The organism is Sporosarcina sp. ACRSM, from assembly GCF_022346545.1.
GTDB lineage: Bacteria > Bacillota > Bacilli > Bacillales_A > Planococcaceae > Sporosarcina.
Genome location: NZ_JAKRNU010000005.1, coordinates 127,416 through 147,037, shown reverse-complemented (window position 1 = coordinate 147,037; position 19,622 = coordinate 127,416). Strand labels below are relative to the sequence as shown.

General features: G+C 44.2%; 14 protein-coding genes. 7 read left to right on the top strand and 7 right to left on the bottom strand.

From position 1 onward, the window contains the following. Positions 1-101 precede the first annotated feature (101 nt). From MHZ95_RS09660 to MHZ95_RS09650, 3 genes are read right to left on the bottom strand one after another with little or no spacing between them, the layout of a single operon-like run. On the bottom strand, positions 102-1,268 hold the full coding sequence (locus tag MHZ95_RS09660; protein WP_239390413.1) for an acetoin utilization protein AcuC: 1,167 nt from the start codon (positions 1,266-1,268) through the stop codon (positions 102-104). Then, positions 1,265-1,912, bottom strand: a complete 648-nt coding sequence (locus MHZ95_RS09655; RefSeq protein ID WP_239390412.1) for an acetoin utilization AcuB family protein — start codon at positions 1,910-1,912, stop codon at positions 1,265-1,267. Before MHZ95_RS09655 ends, MHZ95_RS09660 begins: the two co-directional genes overlap by 4 nt. A 14-nt stretch (positions 1,913-1,926) precedes the next feature. Then, positions 1,927-2,559: a GNAT family N-acetyltransferase gene (locus MHZ95_RS09650; RefSeq protein ID WP_239390411.1), complete on the bottom strand. Its 633-nt coding sequence runs from the start codon at positions 2,557-2,559 to the stop codon at positions 1,927-1,929. 173 nt (positions 2,560-2,732) lie between these two features. On the opposite strand from MHZ95_RS09650, the gene acsA reads away from it, so the two are divergent. Next, on the top strand, positions 2,733-4,451 hold the full coding sequence (gene acsA / locus MHZ95_RS09645) for an acetate--CoA ligase (protein WP_239390410.1): 1,719 nt from the start codon (positions 2,733-2,735) through the stop codon (positions 4,449-4,451). A 51-nt stretch (positions 4,452-4,502) separates the two neighbouring features. Here acsA and MHZ95_RS09640 read toward each other — a convergent pair whose 3' ends face one another. Beyond that, a complete protein-coding gene (locus MHZ95_RS09640; RefSeq protein ID WP_239390409.1) occupies positions 4,503-7,400 on the bottom strand; it encodes a transglycosylase domain-containing protein in 2,898 nt (965 codons plus the stop codon). Positions 7,401-7,999: 599 nt separating this feature from the next. Here MHZ95_RS09640 and tyrS point away from each other — a divergent pair. Next, complete coding sequence (gene tyrS / locus MHZ95_RS09635; RefSeq protein WP_239390408.1) at positions 8,000-9,265, top strand: tyrosine--tRNA ligase; 1,266 nt, start codon at positions 8,000-8,002, stop codon at positions 9,263-9,265. A 58-nt stretch (positions 9,266-9,323) separates the two neighbouring features. On the opposite strand, the gene MHZ95_RS09630 is transcribed toward tyrS, so the two are convergent. Continuing rightward, entirely contained in the window at positions 9,324-10,136 is an 813-nt protein-coding gene (locus MHZ95_RS09630) for a cobalamin-binding protein (protein ID WP_239390407.1), read from the bottom strand. 90 nt (positions 10,137-10,226) lie between these two features. Beyond that, positions 10,227-10,829 carry a 30S ribosomal protein S4 gene (gene rpsD, locus MHZ95_RS09625; protein WP_239390406.1) on the bottom strand — a complete coding sequence of 201 codons (603 nt, stop codon included), beginning with the start codon at positions 10,827-10,829 and terminating at the stop codon, positions 10,227-10,229. Between the two features lie 357 nt (positions 10,830-11,186). Here rpsD and MHZ95_RS09620 point away from each other — a divergent pair, with 357 nt between their 5' ends. Beyond that, positions 11,187-13,052, top strand: a complete 1,866-nt coding sequence (locus MHZ95_RS09620) for a sensor domain-containing diguanylate cyclase (RefSeq protein WP_239390405.1) — start codon at positions 11,187-11,189, stop codon at positions 13,050-13,052. 211 nt (positions 13,053-13,263) lie between these two features. Further along, positions 13,264-14,478 carry a methionine gamma-lyase gene (gene megL / locus MHZ95_RS09615; protein WP_239390404.1) on the top strand — a complete coding sequence of 405 codons (1,215 nt, stop codon included), beginning with the start codon at positions 13,264-13,266 and terminating at the stop codon, positions 14,476-14,478. A 281-nt stretch (positions 14,479-14,759) separates the two neighbouring features. Here megL and MHZ95_RS09610 read toward each other — a convergent pair whose 3' ends face one another. Beyond that, positions 14,760-15,239: a GAF domain-containing protein gene (locus MHZ95_RS09610; RefSeq protein WP_239390403.1), complete on the bottom strand. Its 480-nt coding sequence runs from the start codon at positions 15,237-15,239 to the stop codon at positions 14,760-14,762. 200 nt (positions 15,240-15,439) lie between these two features. Here MHZ95_RS09610 and ezrA point away from each other — a divergent pair, with 200 nt between their 5' ends. The 3 genes from ezrA (at position 15,440) to thiI (ending at position 19,582) form a co-directional block, all read left to right on the top strand. After that, on the top strand, positions 15,440-17,131 hold the full coding sequence (gene ezrA / locus MHZ95_RS09605) for a septation ring formation regulator EzrA (RefSeq protein ID WP_239390402.1): 1,692 nt from the start codon (positions 15,440-15,442) through the stop codon (positions 17,129-17,131). 115 nt (positions 17,132-17,246) lie between these two features. Further along, positions 17,247-18,380, top strand: a complete 1,134-nt coding sequence (locus tag MHZ95_RS09600) for a cysteine desulfurase family protein (protein WP_239390401.1) — start codon at positions 17,247-17,249, stop codon at positions 18,378-18,380. Next, entirely contained in the window at positions 18,380-19,582 is a 1,203-nt protein-coding gene (thiI, locus tag MHZ95_RS09595; RefSeq protein ID WP_239390400.1) for a tRNA uracil 4-sulfurtransferase ThiI, read from the top strand. Before MHZ95_RS09600 ends, thiI begins: the two co-directional genes overlap by 1 nt. Positions 19,583-19,622 lie beyond the last annotated feature (40 nt).

Here is a 19,622-nt window from a genome sequence, read left to right as displayed (position 1 = left end):
AAAGCTCGTTAAGGCTTGCTGTACGTAACGGTTGAGAAAAAGGGAGTCAATCCTACTGGAGAAATCCGGTAGTGATTGACTCTTTTTTTGATTAAGGGGAATTATTTGTTTATTTTTTCGTTACGAATGATATAAAGTGCGCGATTTAACATTTGTGCATTTTTCTCTGTTATTTCCTTCTTTCGCGGAATCGCCTCATAGAGCGGATCTGGATCTTCCCAAGTAGGTATAAGGGGAACTGGTGATTCACCTTGCCAAGAGGTAAGCCAATCAGCTGGAAGCGGTCCAGTGGGCGCAGGAAGCTTTTTCATGGCCAGCCAGATCTGTGCCCATGCTCTCGGTACAACACGCCAAATATCATATCCGCCGCCGCCTACCGCAATCCAGCGACCCTCACAGTACTGTTCGGCGATTTCACGTGCAATCCGTGGGATTTCATTGTAAATGGCCATCGTTCCATACAAGTGGGTCAATGGATCGAAGTAATGAGCATCTGCTCCGTTCTGCGTCAGGATGACATCCGGTTGGAAGTATTCGGCCACTTCCTTTATCGATGTACGATAAACTTCCAAAAACGACTCATCTTCTGTGAAGGCATCGATTGGAAAGTTGAATGAAGTGCCATAACCTTTTCCATTTCCCCGTTCTGTAATATGACCGGTACCTGGGAAAAGGTATCGACCTGTCTCGTGGATCGACAATGTACAAACGTTCGGATCATCGTAGAAGCTCCATTGAACCCCGTCTCCGTGATGGGCATCGGTATCAATATACAACACGCGCGCCCCGTATTTCTGCTGTAAATATTTAATGGCTACAGAGCTGTCATTGTAGACGCAGAAACCGGAAGCCTTTCCGTGAAATCCATGATGTAACCCTCCACCGAGGTTCAATGCATAGTTAGCACGACCGTTCATGACCTCATCGACAGCAGTCAATGTACCACCGACTAGCAAGGCGCTTGCTTCATGCATATTTGGAAAAATCGGTGTATCTTCAGTGCCAATTCCGTAAATGGCCCCAACATTTTCCTGCAATTCGCCTTTGCTCGCTTTTTTTACAGTTTCGATGAATTTGACATCGTGGGCAAGGAGTAATTCCTCCTCTGTAGCGATCCGAGGACGAATAATATCCTCGTCAGTGATCGCTTGCATTTTTTTCAATAAATCAAGTGTCAAAATAATTCGCTTTTGGTTAAATGGATGTGTATCTGAAAAAGAGTAATTCAGTTGGTCTTCGGAATAAATAAAGACTGCATCTTTTTTCATACGTCAATTCCTGGCACATTCGGCCATAACACTTCAAATCCGTTTTGTCTAAGTCCTTGGATGAGTGGAAGCGGATTCATGGAATTGATGCGTATGACAATTATTTTATTGGCAACATTCTCTTTATCAGGATACACGAGTACACTTAACACATTCGTTTGATGATCATGAAACACTTTGGACACTTCATATAGAATACCTGGCACGTTTGGTACGCGGACTTCGATTTGCGATCCCGGCTGATGTGCACCCGTCAATTCGATATATTTATACAATAAATCGGTTTCTGTAATAATACCGACTAATTTGTCAGTGGAGACGATTGGTAGCGCCCCGATTTTGTGCTCGTAAAATAGGATGGCTGCCTCCTCGACAAAATCCATCGGATGACCAAGAATCGGGTTGGGCGTCATAATATCGCCAAGAAGGGAATTGGACAAATCGTGATCGGATCCTCCTATTAGCGTAGGAGGGTCGATATTCTTTAAATCACGGTCCGAGACTATGCCGACAACAGTTCCATCCGACTCTACGATAGGCAGATGCCGAATTTTGTTTTCCTGCATTGTCTGAAGGGCATCCTTGGCTGTATTGGTTGGTGAGAGTGTGATGACATCCTTAATCATAACTTCTTCTAGTAGCATGCAAGCTCCTCCTTTCAGTACATGAATCGGTTCATTAATCGAAGATTATCAAACTGTTGAATGGACTCCTGATCGACACGATTCCCAATTTTCGCCATCAAGCAATTAGCCGGGTGCGAACAGATTTCCGGATCATCGGTTGCAAAGTATTCCAATCCGCCTGCATTCATCATTTTCTCCATTATTTTGCGGTATTCCCATACGTTTAAATTTGTGCCTTTCAAGTCCCAGTGCCAGTAATATTCTGTTGTGAGAATAATATAATCTTCCATTGCGTCATCCATCATGGAAACGCGCAACAGCGCTTTTCCGACTCCGCCTTCCCTGAACTTAGGAATAATTTCGATGGCCCCGAGCTCAATTAAGTTTTCCATGTTTCCTTGCGACCATCTCTCCAGTGGATCTGGATATAAAAACGTGACATAGCCGATGATTTCGTTCTGATTCCGTGCAATCAATATGCGACCTTCTGGAAGATCTGCAATTTCGACTAGAGCTTTATGTTGCTGGGCAGGTGGTCTAAATGCGATAAGTTCTTCATGGAAATCGAGACTTGCTAGCACTTTTGAAGAAATGGGTCCTTCAATAATAAGGTCCCCGTTCTTATGTTTTACTTCCATTGCATTGTATGTTTTTACATGGTTCACGATTATCACCGCCTTACAAAATGTACAGACAAGTCTAGTATACAACAAAACTTTTAAAGAAAACGTAATAGTTCTTTACAAAAATGGAACTATTGTAAAAATAAAATTAGTTAGACATTTCCAGGGGGAATGTTGTAGAATATAAGTCATAAAGTTTTGAAAGGGTGAGAAGTATGGTGATGAAAATGTTACCAGTCATTCAAGGGGAATTTCAACTAGAGGACTATGATCGTACCGTCGAGTCGTTCAATTGGACAGACGTAGAAAAAGATTTCAGTTGGTATGAAAGCGGTCTCATCAATATCGCCCATGAAGCGGTGGACCGTCATACTGAAACTTATAGAAAAAATAAGGTTGCACTTTTTTATAAAGACGCAGATCGGGAAGAGTCCTATACGTATAATGAAATGAAAAAGATGTCAAATAAGGCTGCCAACGTATTGCGCAATCATTCCTCACTTGAAAAAGGGGATCGGATTTTCATCTTCATGCCGCGATCTCCGGAACTGTATTTTGCACTGCTGGGCTCATTGAAACTGGGAGCGATTGTAGGCCCGCTTTTTGAAGCGTTCATGGAAGGTGCAGTCTATGACCGATTGTCCGATAGTGAGGCAACAGCGATTGTGACAACACCGGAATTGCTTCATCGTGTACCAATCGACAAATTGCCACATCTAAAAACAGTATTCCTTGTCGGTGAGGATATCGAAGAAAAAGGAATGTACGTCGATTTTACGAAACATTTGCAAGAAGCGTCATCTCATTTCCAAGTGGAATGGTTGCAGCGGGAAGACCCTACTTTGCTGCATTATACATCAGGGTCTACAGGCAAACCGAAAGGCGTCTTGCATGTTCAAGAAGCGATGGTGCAACAGCTTCAGACAACTCGCTGGGTACTCGATTTGAAGGATGAGGACATATTCTGGTGTACCGCTGACCCTGGCTGGGTGACAGGTACAGCTTATGGTATTTTCGGACCGATGCTTGCGGGCGCTACAAGTTTGGTAGTCGGCGGAAGATTCTCGGCAGATAACTGGTACAAAGCTATTGAGGACTATGGAGTAACGGTCTGGTATAGCGCGCCGACCGCGTTCCGGATGTTGATGGGCGTAGGGGAAGGGCCACTGCGTAGCCATGATCTTTCTTCACTTCGACATATCCTTTCGGTCGGTGAGCCGCTAAACCCGGAAGTCATTCGATGGGGGACGGAAGCGTTTAATCTGCGCATTCACGATACATGGTGGATGACAGAGACAGGCGCACAAACGATTTGTAATTTCGGCTGTTTGCCAATTAAGCCGGGATCTATGGGGAAACCGGTTCCAGGAATTGAAGCGGCGATCGTTGATGATCAAGGGAACGTCTTGCCTCCAAATCGTATGGGGAACTTGGCCATCAAAAAAGGCTGGCCGGCAATGATGCGCCAAATTTGGAATAACCCGGAGAAGTATGATTCCTATTTCCTGAATGGGGAATGGTATGTTTCCGGCGATTCGGCTTATATGGATGAGGATGGATACTTCTTCTTCCAAGGGCGCGTGGATGATGTAATCATGACGAGCGGCGAGCGTGTGGGACCGTTTGAAGTAGAGAGTAAGCTGCTGGAGCACCCAGCAATCGTTGAGGCTGGTGTGATCGGGAAACCGGATCCGGTTCGCGGTGAAATCATCAAAGCATTTGTCGCATTGCATGAAGGATATGAGCCGTCTGAGGAGTTGGAAGAGGATATCCGTGCTTTTGTCAAGAAAGGTCTTGCAGCACATGCAGCCCCACGGGAAATCGAATTTAAGGATAAATTACCGAAAACACGAAGTGGGAAAATCATGCGTCGTGTACTAAAAGCTTGGGAGTTGAACTTGCCGACAGGCGATTTGTCAACGATGGAAAATTGATGGAAAGAAAAAGAGCTTGTCCACTGTAAATCTTGTGGACAAGCTCTTTTTTTATTCGGAATCGTCATCCGCTATGTCAATTTCTTCGGCAGGTGGAGTACCGTTACCGCCGTTGCCATTGCCGGGATTACCTGTTTCCTCATTGGTATCGTCTGGTGCAGTTTCATCCGGATTTTCCTCTGGTAAACTGTTCTCCGGCGTGACGACATTGGACATTTCGGATAGTTTGCCCGTAATATCGACTGCTCGGACGGAATAAGAACCGGAACCGACCGCTAAGGATTTTGACATACCATCCCGGATTGTCCCGATTTTCGAGCCACCTTCATAGATGTAATAGCCTATGACATCGTTGGAAGGCGAAGCGGTCCATGTAAGCGTTGATCCATTGATGACCGCTTGCACGGGTGCCGGAGCACTATTATCCGCATTGAACACGGCTCCAGATACAACACGTGATGCGAAAGCGGAATTTGCAGGAAACAGCTTGGATGCATCGCCTTTCCACGGACCGAGCATCCGGTTGATGAAGGCTTCATTCACCCCTGTCCCGCCTGTTTGGACAAATTCGGCCGGTGTTGTAGGATGCGCAAGGTATCTTGTACCTTTTACCATGACATACGAAGACGAGATGATGCTGTCGTCTGCGGCTGTTGGTAACATCGCTTTTGCGTTGAATAAATCTGATCTGACAAGTCCGGCATTTGAACATGCGGCAGACGGTGCAAGACCGGAAATACCACAAAACGATCTTGTAACGACACCTTCTGGACGTTGAAACTTGTCACTTGCTCCGACAATTTCAGGACTCACTTCGTTGGCTGCATTCATAAGTCGGCCAAACAGCATGCTTGTCCGTGTCGATGGATGCAAGGTCTGTCTTTGGAGCCCATAGTAAAGACTTCGGGACTGTTCCTTATAACCGAGCCAGACACCGAGGGAGACATTCGGATTGTATCCGACAATCCACGCGTCACCATATCCTTGTGTGGTTCCTGTCTTCGCTGCAAGGTCGATATTGAAATTCAGATTCTGTTTAATCAAAGTGCCTGTCCCGCCAGGTTTCAGCACATCGCGCATCATATCGGTAATGATATAACTTGTCTCCGGGCTGAAAACGTCAACGGGTTCGGGTTTGTGCTCATAGATGAGATTGCCGTCCATGTCTTCAATCCGTTCGACGATGTACGCATCGATGAACTGCCCGCCATTTGCAAATGTCGCAAATGCATTGGTGTTTTCCTCCACACTCATCCCTCGGGTCATGCCTCCATAAGAAGTGGAGTAGTTGACATAGTCGCCCGGATCAAGTCTGGAAATCCCCATTTTTGCAAGAAATTCAGCTGGACGACGGTCAATGATATCCCGGTATAGTCTTGCTGTAGCCAAGTTTAATGATTTCGCAAGAGCTTCTCTGGCCGGGATGATACCGAGTTCCGATGTTGCATTATAGTTACTTGGTGACCATGTTGAGCCGTTAGGCTGTCGCACGCTAAATTTCACATCGACAACGGGACTGCCGGCTCCAATGACTCCGTATTCGATTGCGGGTGCATAGACGAGCAACGGTTTCATGGAAGAACCATTTTGCCGGTACGCCTGTGTTGCGTGATTAGTAGCTTCTTGTTCATGATCGCGCCCTCCGATGAAGGAAAGGATTTTTCCGGTACTGTTTTCAATAAGAATGGCGCCGACTTGAACGGGATCTTCTTTTAATTCGATTTCCCCGGAGTGCGGATCTTTCACTTCACGTGTATAGGTGAATCCATAGTGCTCAAATGATTTACCGATCTCATTCATTTTATCGTATAAATTTTTATCGATTGTCGAATAGATTCTATAACCGTCATTTTTCATGGAACGTGTAGCCAGAATGGCATATTTCTCGTAAAGTTTCTTTTCGATATCAAGTCGTTCCGGATCGATACCGTCTTGTTCTGCAATGATCTTTGCCAAGATAGCGACAGTTCGGTTTTGAATTTCTTGCGTTAAGTATGGATAACGTTCACTTGCACGCAGGACAGGTTCACGGAAATCTTTTGTAATATCATAAGTGACTGCTTCGTTATATTGCTGTTCAGTGATGTAGCCTGTCTCTTTCATCCGATAGAGGACGGTTTTCATCCGATCGATCCCGGGTGTTAAGTATTCTGGATCCTTCATGCCGCCACCACTTTTAAACGGTGTATAGGCAAAAGGCGCTTGTGGAACTCCGGCGATGAAAGCGGCTTGTGGTAAATTCAAGTCAATCGCTTTTTTGTCGAAAATGCCTTCAGCTGCCGTCTCGATCCCCGCAATATTTTGACCGTTTGCATTTCGGCCGTATGGGATAATATTCAAATAGGCTTGGAGGATTTCATTTTTATCCATAAAGTGTTCCAGTCGCATGGCGAGAAGAATTTCTTTCGCTTTCCGCTCATACGACACTTCGTTCGTTAACACCTGGTTTTTGATCAATTGCTGGGTTAGTGTCGAACCACCCGTTTGGCTGTCCGAGTTTGTCACGTCTTGGAATAGACCACGGAAAATCGCTTTCGGTACAATGCCATTATGCTCATTAAAATATTCATCCTCGGTCGCCAATACTGCATCGATGACGTATGGAGAAACTTGTTCCAGCTTCGTTTCTTTCCGCTCTATATCGGAATTGACTTTACCGATATAGACACCGCCAGCAAGATAGATTTCGGATGTTTCTTCATAGTTGAAGATGGCGTCGCGCATTTCCGTTTTAGAGCGCAATGGCTCTTTGGAGACGAGCGATGCAAAATAACCTGCCCCGACTGAGGCGGCGAAGATGGATAGCGTCATCCCGAAGATGAGAAATAGAAGAAATAGGTTCCAAAAAACACCTGAAGTAATTCGTAAACCTCTCGCCCATTTTGTTTTGTTTAACGTTTCAAGCTTCTCTTCTATAAGATCAAGTCGTTTCTTTTCCTGTTCACTCAAGTACTTCAACCGTTGCCAAAAACCTATAAAAATCTATAGGCCTTGTTTGCTTCCTGCTTCATCGTGCCTGCTTTTGCCGAAGCGTATACCCGATGTGGTATATGACAAGCATAAGATTTGGCTAACGGCTTTCACCTCCCTCATATCTTTATAGATTTCTGTATATACGGATTGGTTCTTCTTAGCTGGTAGTGACTTGCTGAAATCTAACCCATTATAGCATATTTTGTATTCGCCAATCGAAATTATTTGACAAAGTTAAAATATAGGATAGAATGAGTCTTATATATTTTTTCGCATAATGAAAGAACCGCAGTAGTGGTGTGGGATCCGTATTTAGAGAGGTGACGGTTGGTGAAAGTCACTCGGACCACGATCATGAATTACAGTTCTGGAGTGTGACGCATGCGCAGCGATAGGGCGTGTTGAGCGGAGAAAACTTTTCTCAAGCCGGGTGGTACCGCGTTAATGATAGAATTAGCGTCCCTGCATGATTGTGATAATCGTGCAGGGACTTTTTGCTGTCTTTTTTGGAGTGCTAGAACGGATGGGATATGAGCTTGCCGCTAGAGTCTGTGAATTATTTAGGAGGGATTCAGATGAAAAACGCATTGATGGAAGATTTGAAATGGAGAGGTCTATTGTACCAACAAACAGACGAAGAAGGACTTGAGGACTTGCTGAACAAAGAGAAGATTTCTCTATATTGTGGTGTCGATCCTACGGCGGACAGTATGCATATCGGACATATTGTTCCATTGCTAACGCTTAGACGTTTTCAACTGCATGGGCATCGGCCGATTTTACTTGTCGGCGGAGCGACGGGTACAATCGGGGATCCATCTGGCCGTTCTGAAGAAAGACAGCTGCAAACTATGGAACAGATTGCGAAAAACGTGAGCGGTATTAAAAAACAAATGGAACAGATATTTGATTTTAATTCCGAAAACGGGGCACAAATGGTCAATAACAACGATTGGATCGGGTCGATGAGCATCATCGAGTTTTTACGTGATTACGGTAAATTGTTAGGCGTCAACTACATGCTTGCAAAAGATAATGTCGCATCACGTCTGGAAGGCGGCATCTCCTTTACCGAGTTTTCGTACATGCTCATCCAAGGAATCGACTTCAATCATCTATTCAATCACTATGGCTGCCGAGTACAAGTAGGTGGTTCGGATCAGTGGGGCAATATTACAACAGGACTTGAAGTCATTCGGAAAACACACGAAGAAGAAGTAAAAGCGTTCGGAATTACTATTCCGCTCGTCACAAAAGCAGACGGCACGAAATTCGGAAAAACTGCGGGCGGCGCAGTATGGCTGGATGCGGAAAAAACTTCCCCGTATGAGTTTTACCAGTTCTGGATCAATACAGCAGACGCTGATGTGATCAAATACTTGAAGATCTTTACGTTCAAAGAGCGAGAAGAAATCGAAGCGCTAGAAGTTTCTGTACAAGAAGAGCCACACTTGCGTAAAGCACAGCAGACATTGGCAGAAGAAATGACGCGTTTAATTCACGGACAAGAAGCATTGAACCAAGCGATCCGCATTTCAAAAGCGCTGTTTAGCGGCGACTTGAAAGCATTGACAGCTTCTGAAATGAAAGACGCGTTCAAAGATGTCCCGTCATACGAAATGACGAAAGAAGCTAAAAACATTGTCGACTTTATTGTTGAAGCGGGTGTGTCACCATCGAAGCGTCAAGCGCGTGAAGATGTGACCAACGGAGCCATTTCCTTGAATGGGGAACGGATCACGGACACGGCGTATGAAGTAAGTGGTGCAGACCGTTTGGAAGACGCGTTTACGATTGTTCGTCGTGGTAAGAAGAATTATAAAATGGTGAAATTCGTTTGATTTCTTAAGTAACGAAAAGGCTATTTTCCTGATTGTAAAGGAAATAGCCTTTTTCGGTTTATTTGTTTGCAACCCAATCCGGTAGTTCCAAATTACCGTAAATTTCTGGGTGAATCATATTTCCCAATTTTAACGCTCCTTCAAGCAATCGGGGGGAAGGGCGGCAATACAACGCTTCTTCCATAATTGAGAAACGTCCGCTGCGAATCGCTTCAAGTTCTTGCCAACCTGGTCGTTTCAATACCACTTCTTTTTTCACTTTTTCTGGTCGGACGCCAACCCAGGCAAGTAGAATGTAATCAGGATCCCTTTGCAAGACATCCTCCCAATCGGTTTGGACACTGGCGAGTTCGACATCGCTGAATTCGTTGGAGCCACCTGCAATCGCACTAATTTCAGCGAGCCAGTTGGTAGAGCCCGGTGTGAACACCGGTTTTGGCCACCATTCCCAGTAAAGTCGCGGCGATGTTGCTACGCTTGTAGCACGCGCTTTCATTTTGTCGATAAACGACAAGAACTCATCTCGAATTAGTTGGGCCCGTTCTTCAATGCCGCATGCCTGTCCAACTAGTAGGAGATTGGCGGCGATATCATCCAGGCAATGCGGATCGAGGACGATATGGGGGATATTGCGCTTTTGCAGTTCCTCCACATTTTTTTCCATCCCAGGTACACTAAGCGATGCAAGCACTAAATCAGGCTTGTATTGCTCCAACTTATCCATATCGATGGATAAATCCGGTCCGAGTCGGGGAAGGGTTTGAATGCTTGTAGGCCAGTCAGAAAAATCATCAACGGCCACAAGTTGATCGACAAGGCCTAGATAGGCCAGCAATTCTGTATTACTTGGACAAATTGAAATCAGTTTCATATTGCCACCTCATTTATGTAGAATGTCTTCATTGTACACGAAGTGCATGAAAAAAAGAGCCCTGTGAAGGACTCTTTTTGGGTGAAGCGATTAACGAGAGTAGAACTCAACGATAAGTGCTTCGTTAATTTCTGCTGAAAGTTCGCTACGCTCAGGTAGACGGATGAATTGACCAACTTTAGTATCAGCGTTGAAAGAAACGTATTCAGGAACATAGTTGTTCACTTCGATTGCTTCGTTTACGATGTCAAGATTTTGGGATTTCTCGCGAAGAGAAATTTCTTGACCCGGTTTTACGCTGTAAGATGGGATGTCAACGCGTTTGCCATCAACCATAACATGGCCGTGGTTAACAAGTTGGCGAGCTGCACGACGAGTGCGAGCAAGACCCATGCGGTATACGAGGTTGTCCAAGCGAGTTTCAAGAAGGATCATGAAGTTCTCACCGTGTTTACCAGGCATTTTACCAGCTTTGTTGAAGATCGTTTTGAATTGACGTTCGTTTACACCGAACATGAAACGAAGTTTTTGTTTCTCTTGTAATTGCATTCCGTATTCGGAAAGTTTTTTACGTTGGTTAGGACCGTGTTGTCCTGGTGCGTAAGGACGTTTTTCGATTTCTTTCCCAGTGCCTGAAAGTGAAATTCCAAGACGACGGGACAGTTTCCAAGATGGACCTGTATAACGAGCCATGAATGACTCCTCCTCTGTTTTTGGTTTTATTTTGTTGTAAAATAAGAACCAGATGTGTTCAATCCGAATGCCATTCTATCATCTTGCATCTTCGCCTTTGCAGCCAAAAGGTTACACGATACACCTTTGTCAAAAGGAATAGACTGGACGATTCGAAACACACAACTGCTGCAACTATTTTACACAAGATTTATCATAACAAGGACTAAGTAAGGAGTCAAGTATTAACCAACCATTTCCAGAGTTCACAATCTGAGTTGTGAAAATAGATGGATTATCTAGTTCTAATGTATTAGAATGAGGTTAAACCTATACACATTATATAAATTTTCTTATTCACGAAATCGGGGTGATTGCATGATAGATCATCAAATGACAATGTTGCAAATAAAAAGTGAACTGCTGTATTTATGGACGGAAGACATCGCAGTCCAATCTTATGAACAATGGTTTGAAGTGTTGCGGCCGAAGCTGTTCAGGCATTTCGGCATCGAGCATGCAGACTTTTTCATCTTTTCGAACAATAACTTTATACAACTCTCAGGGCGCACATATACATTGATGAGAAATGATGTGATTCCGTATAGTCCTTTGGAAATAGATGAAACCAAAAGTTCAAACGCTTTTCTTACTCCTTTTCATGAAAAGGGATTTGCGTATGCGGATGATTATCTTGCATTCCGGAACGGCAAAGGCGAAATATTAGGTCTTTTGCTTGTGAAATCGACGGGCCATTGGAAAGCGTTTAGGGAAACGTCATTTTTACAGGAGTTGGAGGAAATCGTGAGCAAAGTCATCCAACTGATTAAGAAAATGGTATTCCTTGTCAAGGAAGAGAGAAGTTTCAGACGGCTATTTCGTGTAACAGAGCTGTTCAATTCGACGATGGAAAGAGACGTGATTCTTGATGGGATTATCGAAGTAGTCAAAGAATCCTTTCCGACGTTCGACATTGAACTGTTATTATCTCATGATCAAAATGAGCGAAAGCATACCTATAAGCTATTCGATTATATGAATGAAAGACCGTCTGCGATCGATGCCTATGTTTCCGGAAAAGTGACCATGGAGCGATTGCCTGAAACAGACACTAAACTGATCAATGCGCCGATCAAAGGCAGACAAGGGATTTACGGTGTGCTCCAAATCAATGCGCCTATTGAATTCGAATATTCTTTGAGCGAGAAAAACTTCATACGGATGGTCGCGAATACAGCGGGGAATGCATTGGAAAATGCAAGTCTATATGCACAATCCCACCGGGTGATCGAGGATTTACAGCTTGTGAATGAAACATCGAGAAAATTGAATAGCCATATGCAATTTGATGAAATGCTTTCTTTTTTAAAACAACAATTCATCAAAGCATTCCAGCCGGAAGAAATCGCATTCTGCTTTTACGATGAAAATGGAAATGATGTTATTTCACCATTAAGCTCGGAAGTATTTCATAACGGAGCCGGCCAAACATATCTCACTTTTGCCTCCGCGTATTTGAAGAATGGTAAAGAGGCGCTGTTTGACGCGAGATTCGACAGCATGAAGAACGTGACATCAGTTTATGAATCACTTATTGCGATTCCGATCATGAACCAAGAAAAAATGACAGGGTTTATTCTACTACTGCACGCAGATCCTTATTATTTCTCTTTCGATAGCTTTAAGCTCATGCAAGCTTTGATTAGCCATTCCTCTCTTGCCCTAGCAAACTCCATGTTGCGAGATCAATTACAGGAACTCGTGGATAAGGATCATTTAACAAAATTGTACACTCGAAATTATTTAGATGAGATGATCGAACGTTCCATTTCAAATGAGGAAGCAGGTGCTTTTCTTTTAGTGGATGTTGATGATTTTAAGCAAGTAAATGACACCTACGGGCATTCGACTGGTGATGCTGTGCTGAGGCAAATTTCGACGACCATCTTGGCAGAAGTCGAGGGGAAAGGGATAGCAGCGCGGTGGGGAGGCGAGGAGATAGCAGTCTATTTGCCTTCGAGTACATTGGATGAAGGAATCCACTTTTCCAAGCGGCTTATTCAAGTGATTCCTACGGTGACAGAGCCGAGAGTGACAATATCAGCTGGAATCAGTTGCTGGACTTCTGAAATGCCAATGACCTTTTTGGATATCTTCCAAACCGCCGACAAAGCACTCTATTCGGCTAAAGAAAGCGGGAAAAACCAATTGATGATCCATCAACCCTCGATCTTGAAGCTTTGAAATAGGCATTGAGCCTGTTCCTTCTCCTCCTTTAGGTGTAAAATGAAAGTAAGGGAATCCATTTGTTCTCTGCGCAATGACGTTCAAGTTCTGCAGCGTGTAACTAGCTCAGGACCCAGTAGTAACTAGCAAATAGCCGACACGAGCAGAGGTGGCGGCTATTTGCTGGAATTCCGAGAAAGCGCTTACTAAATAGGAGGGGTGTTCGGTTATGAAAGAACGGGAAAACCATAAGGATACGCTCGTTGTACACGAAGGTTATGAAGAAGCTATGCACCATGGAAGTCTTGCTGTTCCACTCTATCAGACTTCGACTTTTTCATTTGACACGGCGATTCAAGGTGAGAATCGGTTTGCCGGGATGGAAGAAGGGAATATTTACTCGAGGCTCGGTAATCCAACGGTACGCGTTTTGGAAGATCGAATGACGGCGCTTGAGAATGGAGAAGGTACGCTTGCATTCGGATCGGGGATGGCTGCGGTCAGTTCGGTTTTAGTTCACTTAACAAAGGCAGGCGATCATATTCTTTGTTCCCGAGGAATTTATGGTTGCACATTCGGTCTACTCGGCATTATGCAACGGAAGTATGACATTAGTCACGATTTGATCAAAATGGAAACCGAAGAGGACATCGAATCGTTCATTAAACCAGAGACCGTTTGTATCTATGTCGAAACACCGATCAACCCGACGATGGAGCTTGTGAATTTGCATGCGGTCGTCAATGTAGCGAGGCGGCATGGGATCCGTGTAGTTGTGGATAATACATTCTGCTCCCCTTATTTGCAAAATCCGATCGATATCGGTGCCGATTTCGTCGTCCATAGTGCTACCAAGTATATAAATGGACATGGTGATGTCATTGCAGGGCTATTGGTCGGCAATGATAAAGAAGAGATGGAATCGATCCGCCTGACGATTCAAAAGGATTATGGGGGGATCATGTCCCCGTTTGATGCATGGTTATTGCTTCGGGGGTTAAAAACATTATCGGTCCGAATGGAACGCCATACAGCGAATGCAGAAAAATTGATCCGCTATTTAAAAGGGCAGAAACTGGTAGAGGAAGTTTTTTATCCATTCGATCCGGAAAATCCACAATATGACATTGCGAAGCATCAGATGAGGGCCGGTGGAGGACTTATTTCGTTTACGGTGAAGGGCGGGAAAAAAGAAGCTCAATTGTTTATGGACCACCTTGCACTTATTAAAATTGCGGTGAGTCTAGGTGATGCGGAAACGTTGATTCAACACCCGGCAACGATGACCCATTCCAGTGTTCCAGAGGATGAAAGGCTCCACATGGGTATCTCAGATTCCTTATTGCGCTTATCGGTCGGTCTTGAACACGCGGATGATTTAATCCAAGATATGGAGTCGGCATTCATGAAGTTGGAACAACAGTTGGCAAAAATAGAAAAGTAAAATACGCCGGAGGCTTGGGCCAACAGGTTGTTGGTCACCCAGGCACTTTCTGGACGCGGCGATCTTAGCCTGAGTACCTCTAATTCTAATCGGCTGGGGTTTGAGCCCCCACTGAATTGCATGCATGTCCAGCATTCATCTCACCACTTAGAGAAGTAGGAACTTCTGTAGCTAACGCTTCGCTCTCAGTACAAACAGATTTGCTGAAGCAAGTTAAACAGTCCAGGAAGTCTTATCTCACTAGACTTCCTGGACTGTTTTCATTCAATCTCTATCGAATGTCAAATATGTTTGACAAGAACTTCTATAAAGTGTTCGAGACCGGCACGATCTTCTTCGGTGAATCGATCGAGTTCTGGACTGTCGATGTCGAGTACACCGAGGAGTACATCGTCTTTTAGTATTGGCACAACGATTTCGGACTGCGAGGCTGCATCGCAGGCGATATGGCCTGGAAATGCATTGACATCCGGTACGATGATTGTTTCTTTACGCGTTGCTGCTGTTCCGCAGACGCCTCTTCCAAGCGGAATCCGGATACAGGCAGGCAAACCTTGAAATGGTCCGAGCACTAGTTCTCCTTCATCCATCAAATAAAATCCGACCCAATTGATGCGATCGAAAAACTGGTTAAGCAATGCAGAAGCGTTGCTTAAGTTTGCATATCTATTTTTCTCGCCATCCAGCAATGCGTCCAGTTGACTGGCAAGTTGTTCATATTTTACTTTTCCATCAGTAGCATATTCGAATCCAACGAACAAATCGAACACTCCTAACTATCTTGAAATGAATTAATTATTAATTATACACATTCGGGCTTTGTTTAACAATTTTTCCGGACCATATGGCGGAAAAACAGATTTTTCCCTATAAATCATTCATTTTCGCAACCAAAAATCTTTAAACGTGGTACTATATAGGATAATACTATGGTACAGTGATTTGGAATAGGGGGACCACGATGAAAACCTTCATCATTGCAATAATAGTGCTCATTATATTGACAACAATCGCCTTCTTATTCAGGCGCAAACATATACAGGAAATTAGCCGTTTAGAAAAAGAGAAACTACAGATTCAGCATAAGCCGATATTAGAAGAGATGACGAAAGTGAAACAGTTGAATATGACTGGCGAAACTGAAGAGAAATTCGAACGCTGGCGAAATGATTGGGCAGAAGTGATGGACGTACATATGCCGAAAATTGATTCATTGTTATTCGATGTAGAGGATATGGTTGACCGTTTCCGATTTAGAAAAGCAACGGAAACGGAAAAAGCGATCCAAGAGAAAATTCGTTCCTGCGATCAGAAAATGAATGAAATCCTTAAAGAGCTGAACGAGCTTGTCGGTAGCGAAGAGAAAAACCGGATTGAAATCGAAAAGTTGAAAGAACAACATCGTGCTGCCCGGAAAACGGTATTAGCCCATCAACATTCTTTCGGAATGACAGCGAGACCATTGGAAAAAGAACTCGAATCGTTCCATCCGAAGTTTCAGGAGTACGACGAGTTGACCGCGAACGGCAACTACTTGCAAGCAAGGGAAATCGTCATTTCGCTAGCTACCAAGGGAGAAAGGGTGTTCAGGCTTATCCATGAAACCCCTTCATTACTGACGGAATTACAAAACAAAATTCCTGCATCATTGCGCGAGTTGAAAATGGGTACGATGGAGATGGAAGAACAATCCTATTTCTTACAGCATCTTGAGTTGCCAAAGCAGTTGGGCCATATTGAGGAAGAAATTCAAGAACTGTTGGAGAAAATGGCGGAACTTCAAATTGAAGACGTGCAACAACGTACAATGGAGATCAATGATCGCATCGATTCCTTTTACGATGCGCTGGAACACGAAGTGAATGCGAAGCATTACGTCGACGAACATTACGAATATGTGGCGGAAAGCCTTTTGGAGATGACGATACAGGCAAGGGAAACATCGGCGGAGGCTACATATGTTCAACAAAGTTACAGACTCGATGAAAAAGAAGCGCAAATCCCACAACAAAGTCTCAAGAAATTGAATGTCCTTGAAAAACGTTTTGAAGTGCTTACTACTCGCCTTAATAGCCAAGGATCTGCCTATTCAAGTTTGTGGGAAGAATTGCAAAGCATTTCTGAGGAGCTTGAAGAAATTGCGGAGGAACAAGAAAGTTTTATGAACCGCATGAAAAATTTACGGATAGACGAAAATAATGTCCGTACGAAACTGGACGAGCTTTCCCGTAAATTACAGCATGCCGACCGGTTATTGCATAGAGGGAATATCCCGGGGATTCCGGATGAGATGGAAGCGCGGCTTGAGGAAGCTGATGAACAAATTTACATAGTAAAGCAAAGCTTGCAAGAAGTTCCATTGAATATGCAACTTGTGGATTCATACTTGGGCAATGCTGCAAAGGTGGTTCAAGAGGTAAGTGAAAAAGTTGAAGAACTGCTTGAAAATGTAATGCTCATTGAATGGATCATTCAATATGGCAATCGTTACCGTGCGTCGAATCCTGAAATGAATGCCCGCTTGCTTGACGCGGAAGAGTCGTTCAGGCAATTTAGATATGCGAAAGCTTTGGAAGAGGCTGCAACTGCAGTAGAAGAAGTGGAACCCGGTGCGATGAAAAGGATTGAAGAACTTGTGAAAGAGCAGGTATAAAAATTTTCGATGGGATTTACCGGATGAATATCAACGGCGAATGTCAGCCACCAGCACATCTTGTGCAGGTGGCTTTGTCACGCTTATTCATGTGAGAAACGAAAGGAAGAGTTGAATGATTTATTTGGATAATAGTGCTACGACTTTGCCGGATGACAGCGTTCTAGCTTCATTTACAGAAGTGAATCGACGCTTTTTTGCAAATCCCGCTTCGCTTCACCTTGCTGGAAAGGAAGCGGAATTATTATTGGAAAGATCCCGTGAGCAGATTAAATCGATTCTAGGTGTGTCGGAAGGTGAGGTTATTTTCACTTCTGGAGGGACCGAAGCGAATAATTTAGCGGTCATCGGTTTTGCACATGCATACCGTTCAAGAGGAAACCATATTATTACGACTTCGATTGAACATCCATCGGTGCTTCGCTCGATGGAATACTTGGAAACGCAAGGCTTTGAAGTGGATTATTTACAAGTGAATGCGCAAGGTGTCATCTCAATTGAAGAGTTGAAAAGTAAGCTACGACAAGAGACGATTTTAGTAAGCATCATGCATGTCAATAATGAAATAGGTGCAATCCAGCCCATTGCGGAATGTGCACGAATGATTAAAGGACAATCAAGGGCGGTCTTTCATAGCGATGCTGTTCAGAGTTTCGGGAAACTCCCTATTATGCTAACGGGAGACGGACCGGATGCCTTGACGATTTCTGCCCATAAAATCCATGGACTGAAAGGTTCAGGGATACTCGCGATGCGAAAAGGAATAATCCCCCAAGCGATCAATTTTGGCGGTGGACAGGAAAAAGAACTGCGTAGCGGCACTGTATCCGTGGCGGATGCAGTAGCTATGGCAAAAGCGATGAGACTACATGTGGTGAATCAAGAACGGGAAAATTTCAGGGCATGGAGAAATCGGTTCATGACGGTTGTGGAACAATATGAAGATGTTCGCATACTCGCACGGGATTCAGCTGCACCTCATATCCTTTCCCTTGCGTTCCCGAAAATAAAAGGGGAAGTTGCCGTGAATTACTTTCAGGAAAACGGCATAACGGTTTCAACATCCAGTGCCTGCTCATCGAAAAGTGTTAAAACGAGTCACGTCATCGAAGCGATTGGCGTGCCCGAAAAATATAAAAATGGTGTCATCCGGATCAGTTTCGGACAAAATAATTCAGAACAGCATGTCAGTGAATTAGAGCGTGTCTTTAAAGGATTCATGGAATTGCTTGGAAGGGGAAAACAATGATGGAATGGAACGAGCTGTTAATTCGCTATGGCGAATTATCATTAAAAGGACGAAATCGGAATACGTTCGTCCGAAAGCTGCGAAATAATATAAAAGAGGCATTGCGTGACTTGAAGACAGTCGTCATTAAGCCTGAGCGTGACCGCATGTTTTTGATTGCGGAAGACCAGCAGGATATGAAAGAAGCCATCGCGCGATTGCCATATATTTTCGGGATTCAATCGTTTAGTCCGGTCGCTAAATGTGAAGCGTCACTGGACGCGATTAAAGAAAAGGCGTTGGAGGTCATCGGTGCAGATGAAACGGAAGGAAAAACGTTCAAAGTTGAAATTCGACGGACAGACAAGTCCTTTCCACTTGTGACGGGTGAGTTGCAACAGGAAATTGGGGGTCATGTGCTACGTCATTTTCCTGAGCTTATTGTTAAGATGAAGAAACCGGATATTTTATTGCATGTGGAGATCCGTGAGGAAGGTGCGTTCCTGACAGCGAAAGTATATGAAGGTGCAGGTGGGATGCCCGTCGGCTCGAATGGCCACTCCATGCTGATGCTATCAGGGGGCATTGATAGTCCAGTTGCGGGATACTTAATGATGAAACGCGGGGTTTCCATCGACGCGATCCACTTTGCAAGCCCGCCTTTTACAAGCGAATTGGCAAAAAAGAAAGTGATGGATCTTGCAGAAAAATTAAGTACGTTCGGTGCTGCGGTACGTCTTCACATCATTCCATTTACGGAGATCCAGCAAATGATCGTCACTCAGGTGCCTGATAATGTATCGATGACTACAACGCGGAGACTGATGTTGCAAATTGCGGATAAAGTACGGCAAGAAGAAGGTGCGCTGGCCATCGTGACGGGGGAAAGTTTAGGACAAGTTGCGAGTCAGACACTTGAGAGCCTAACAGCGATTAATGCCGTAACAGAGACCCCTATTTTGCGCCCGCTCATCGCGGCAGACAAACTCGAGATTATCCAGATTGCGCAGAAAATCGGTACGTATGATATTTCCATTCAACCATATGAAGATTGTTGCACAATCTTCTCGCCATCAAATCCAAAAACGAAACCACGGCTTGAAAAGGTCGTTTACTATGAAAGCTTTTCTGATTTCGCACCGCTCGTTGAAGAAGCGGTGAAAAACAGAGAAACAGTGCAATTGCCCCTTCAACAGGAAGATGCGTTTGAAGACTTGTTGTGAGTATAGAATAAATTACCAATAAACCTCCTGTATGAATTTT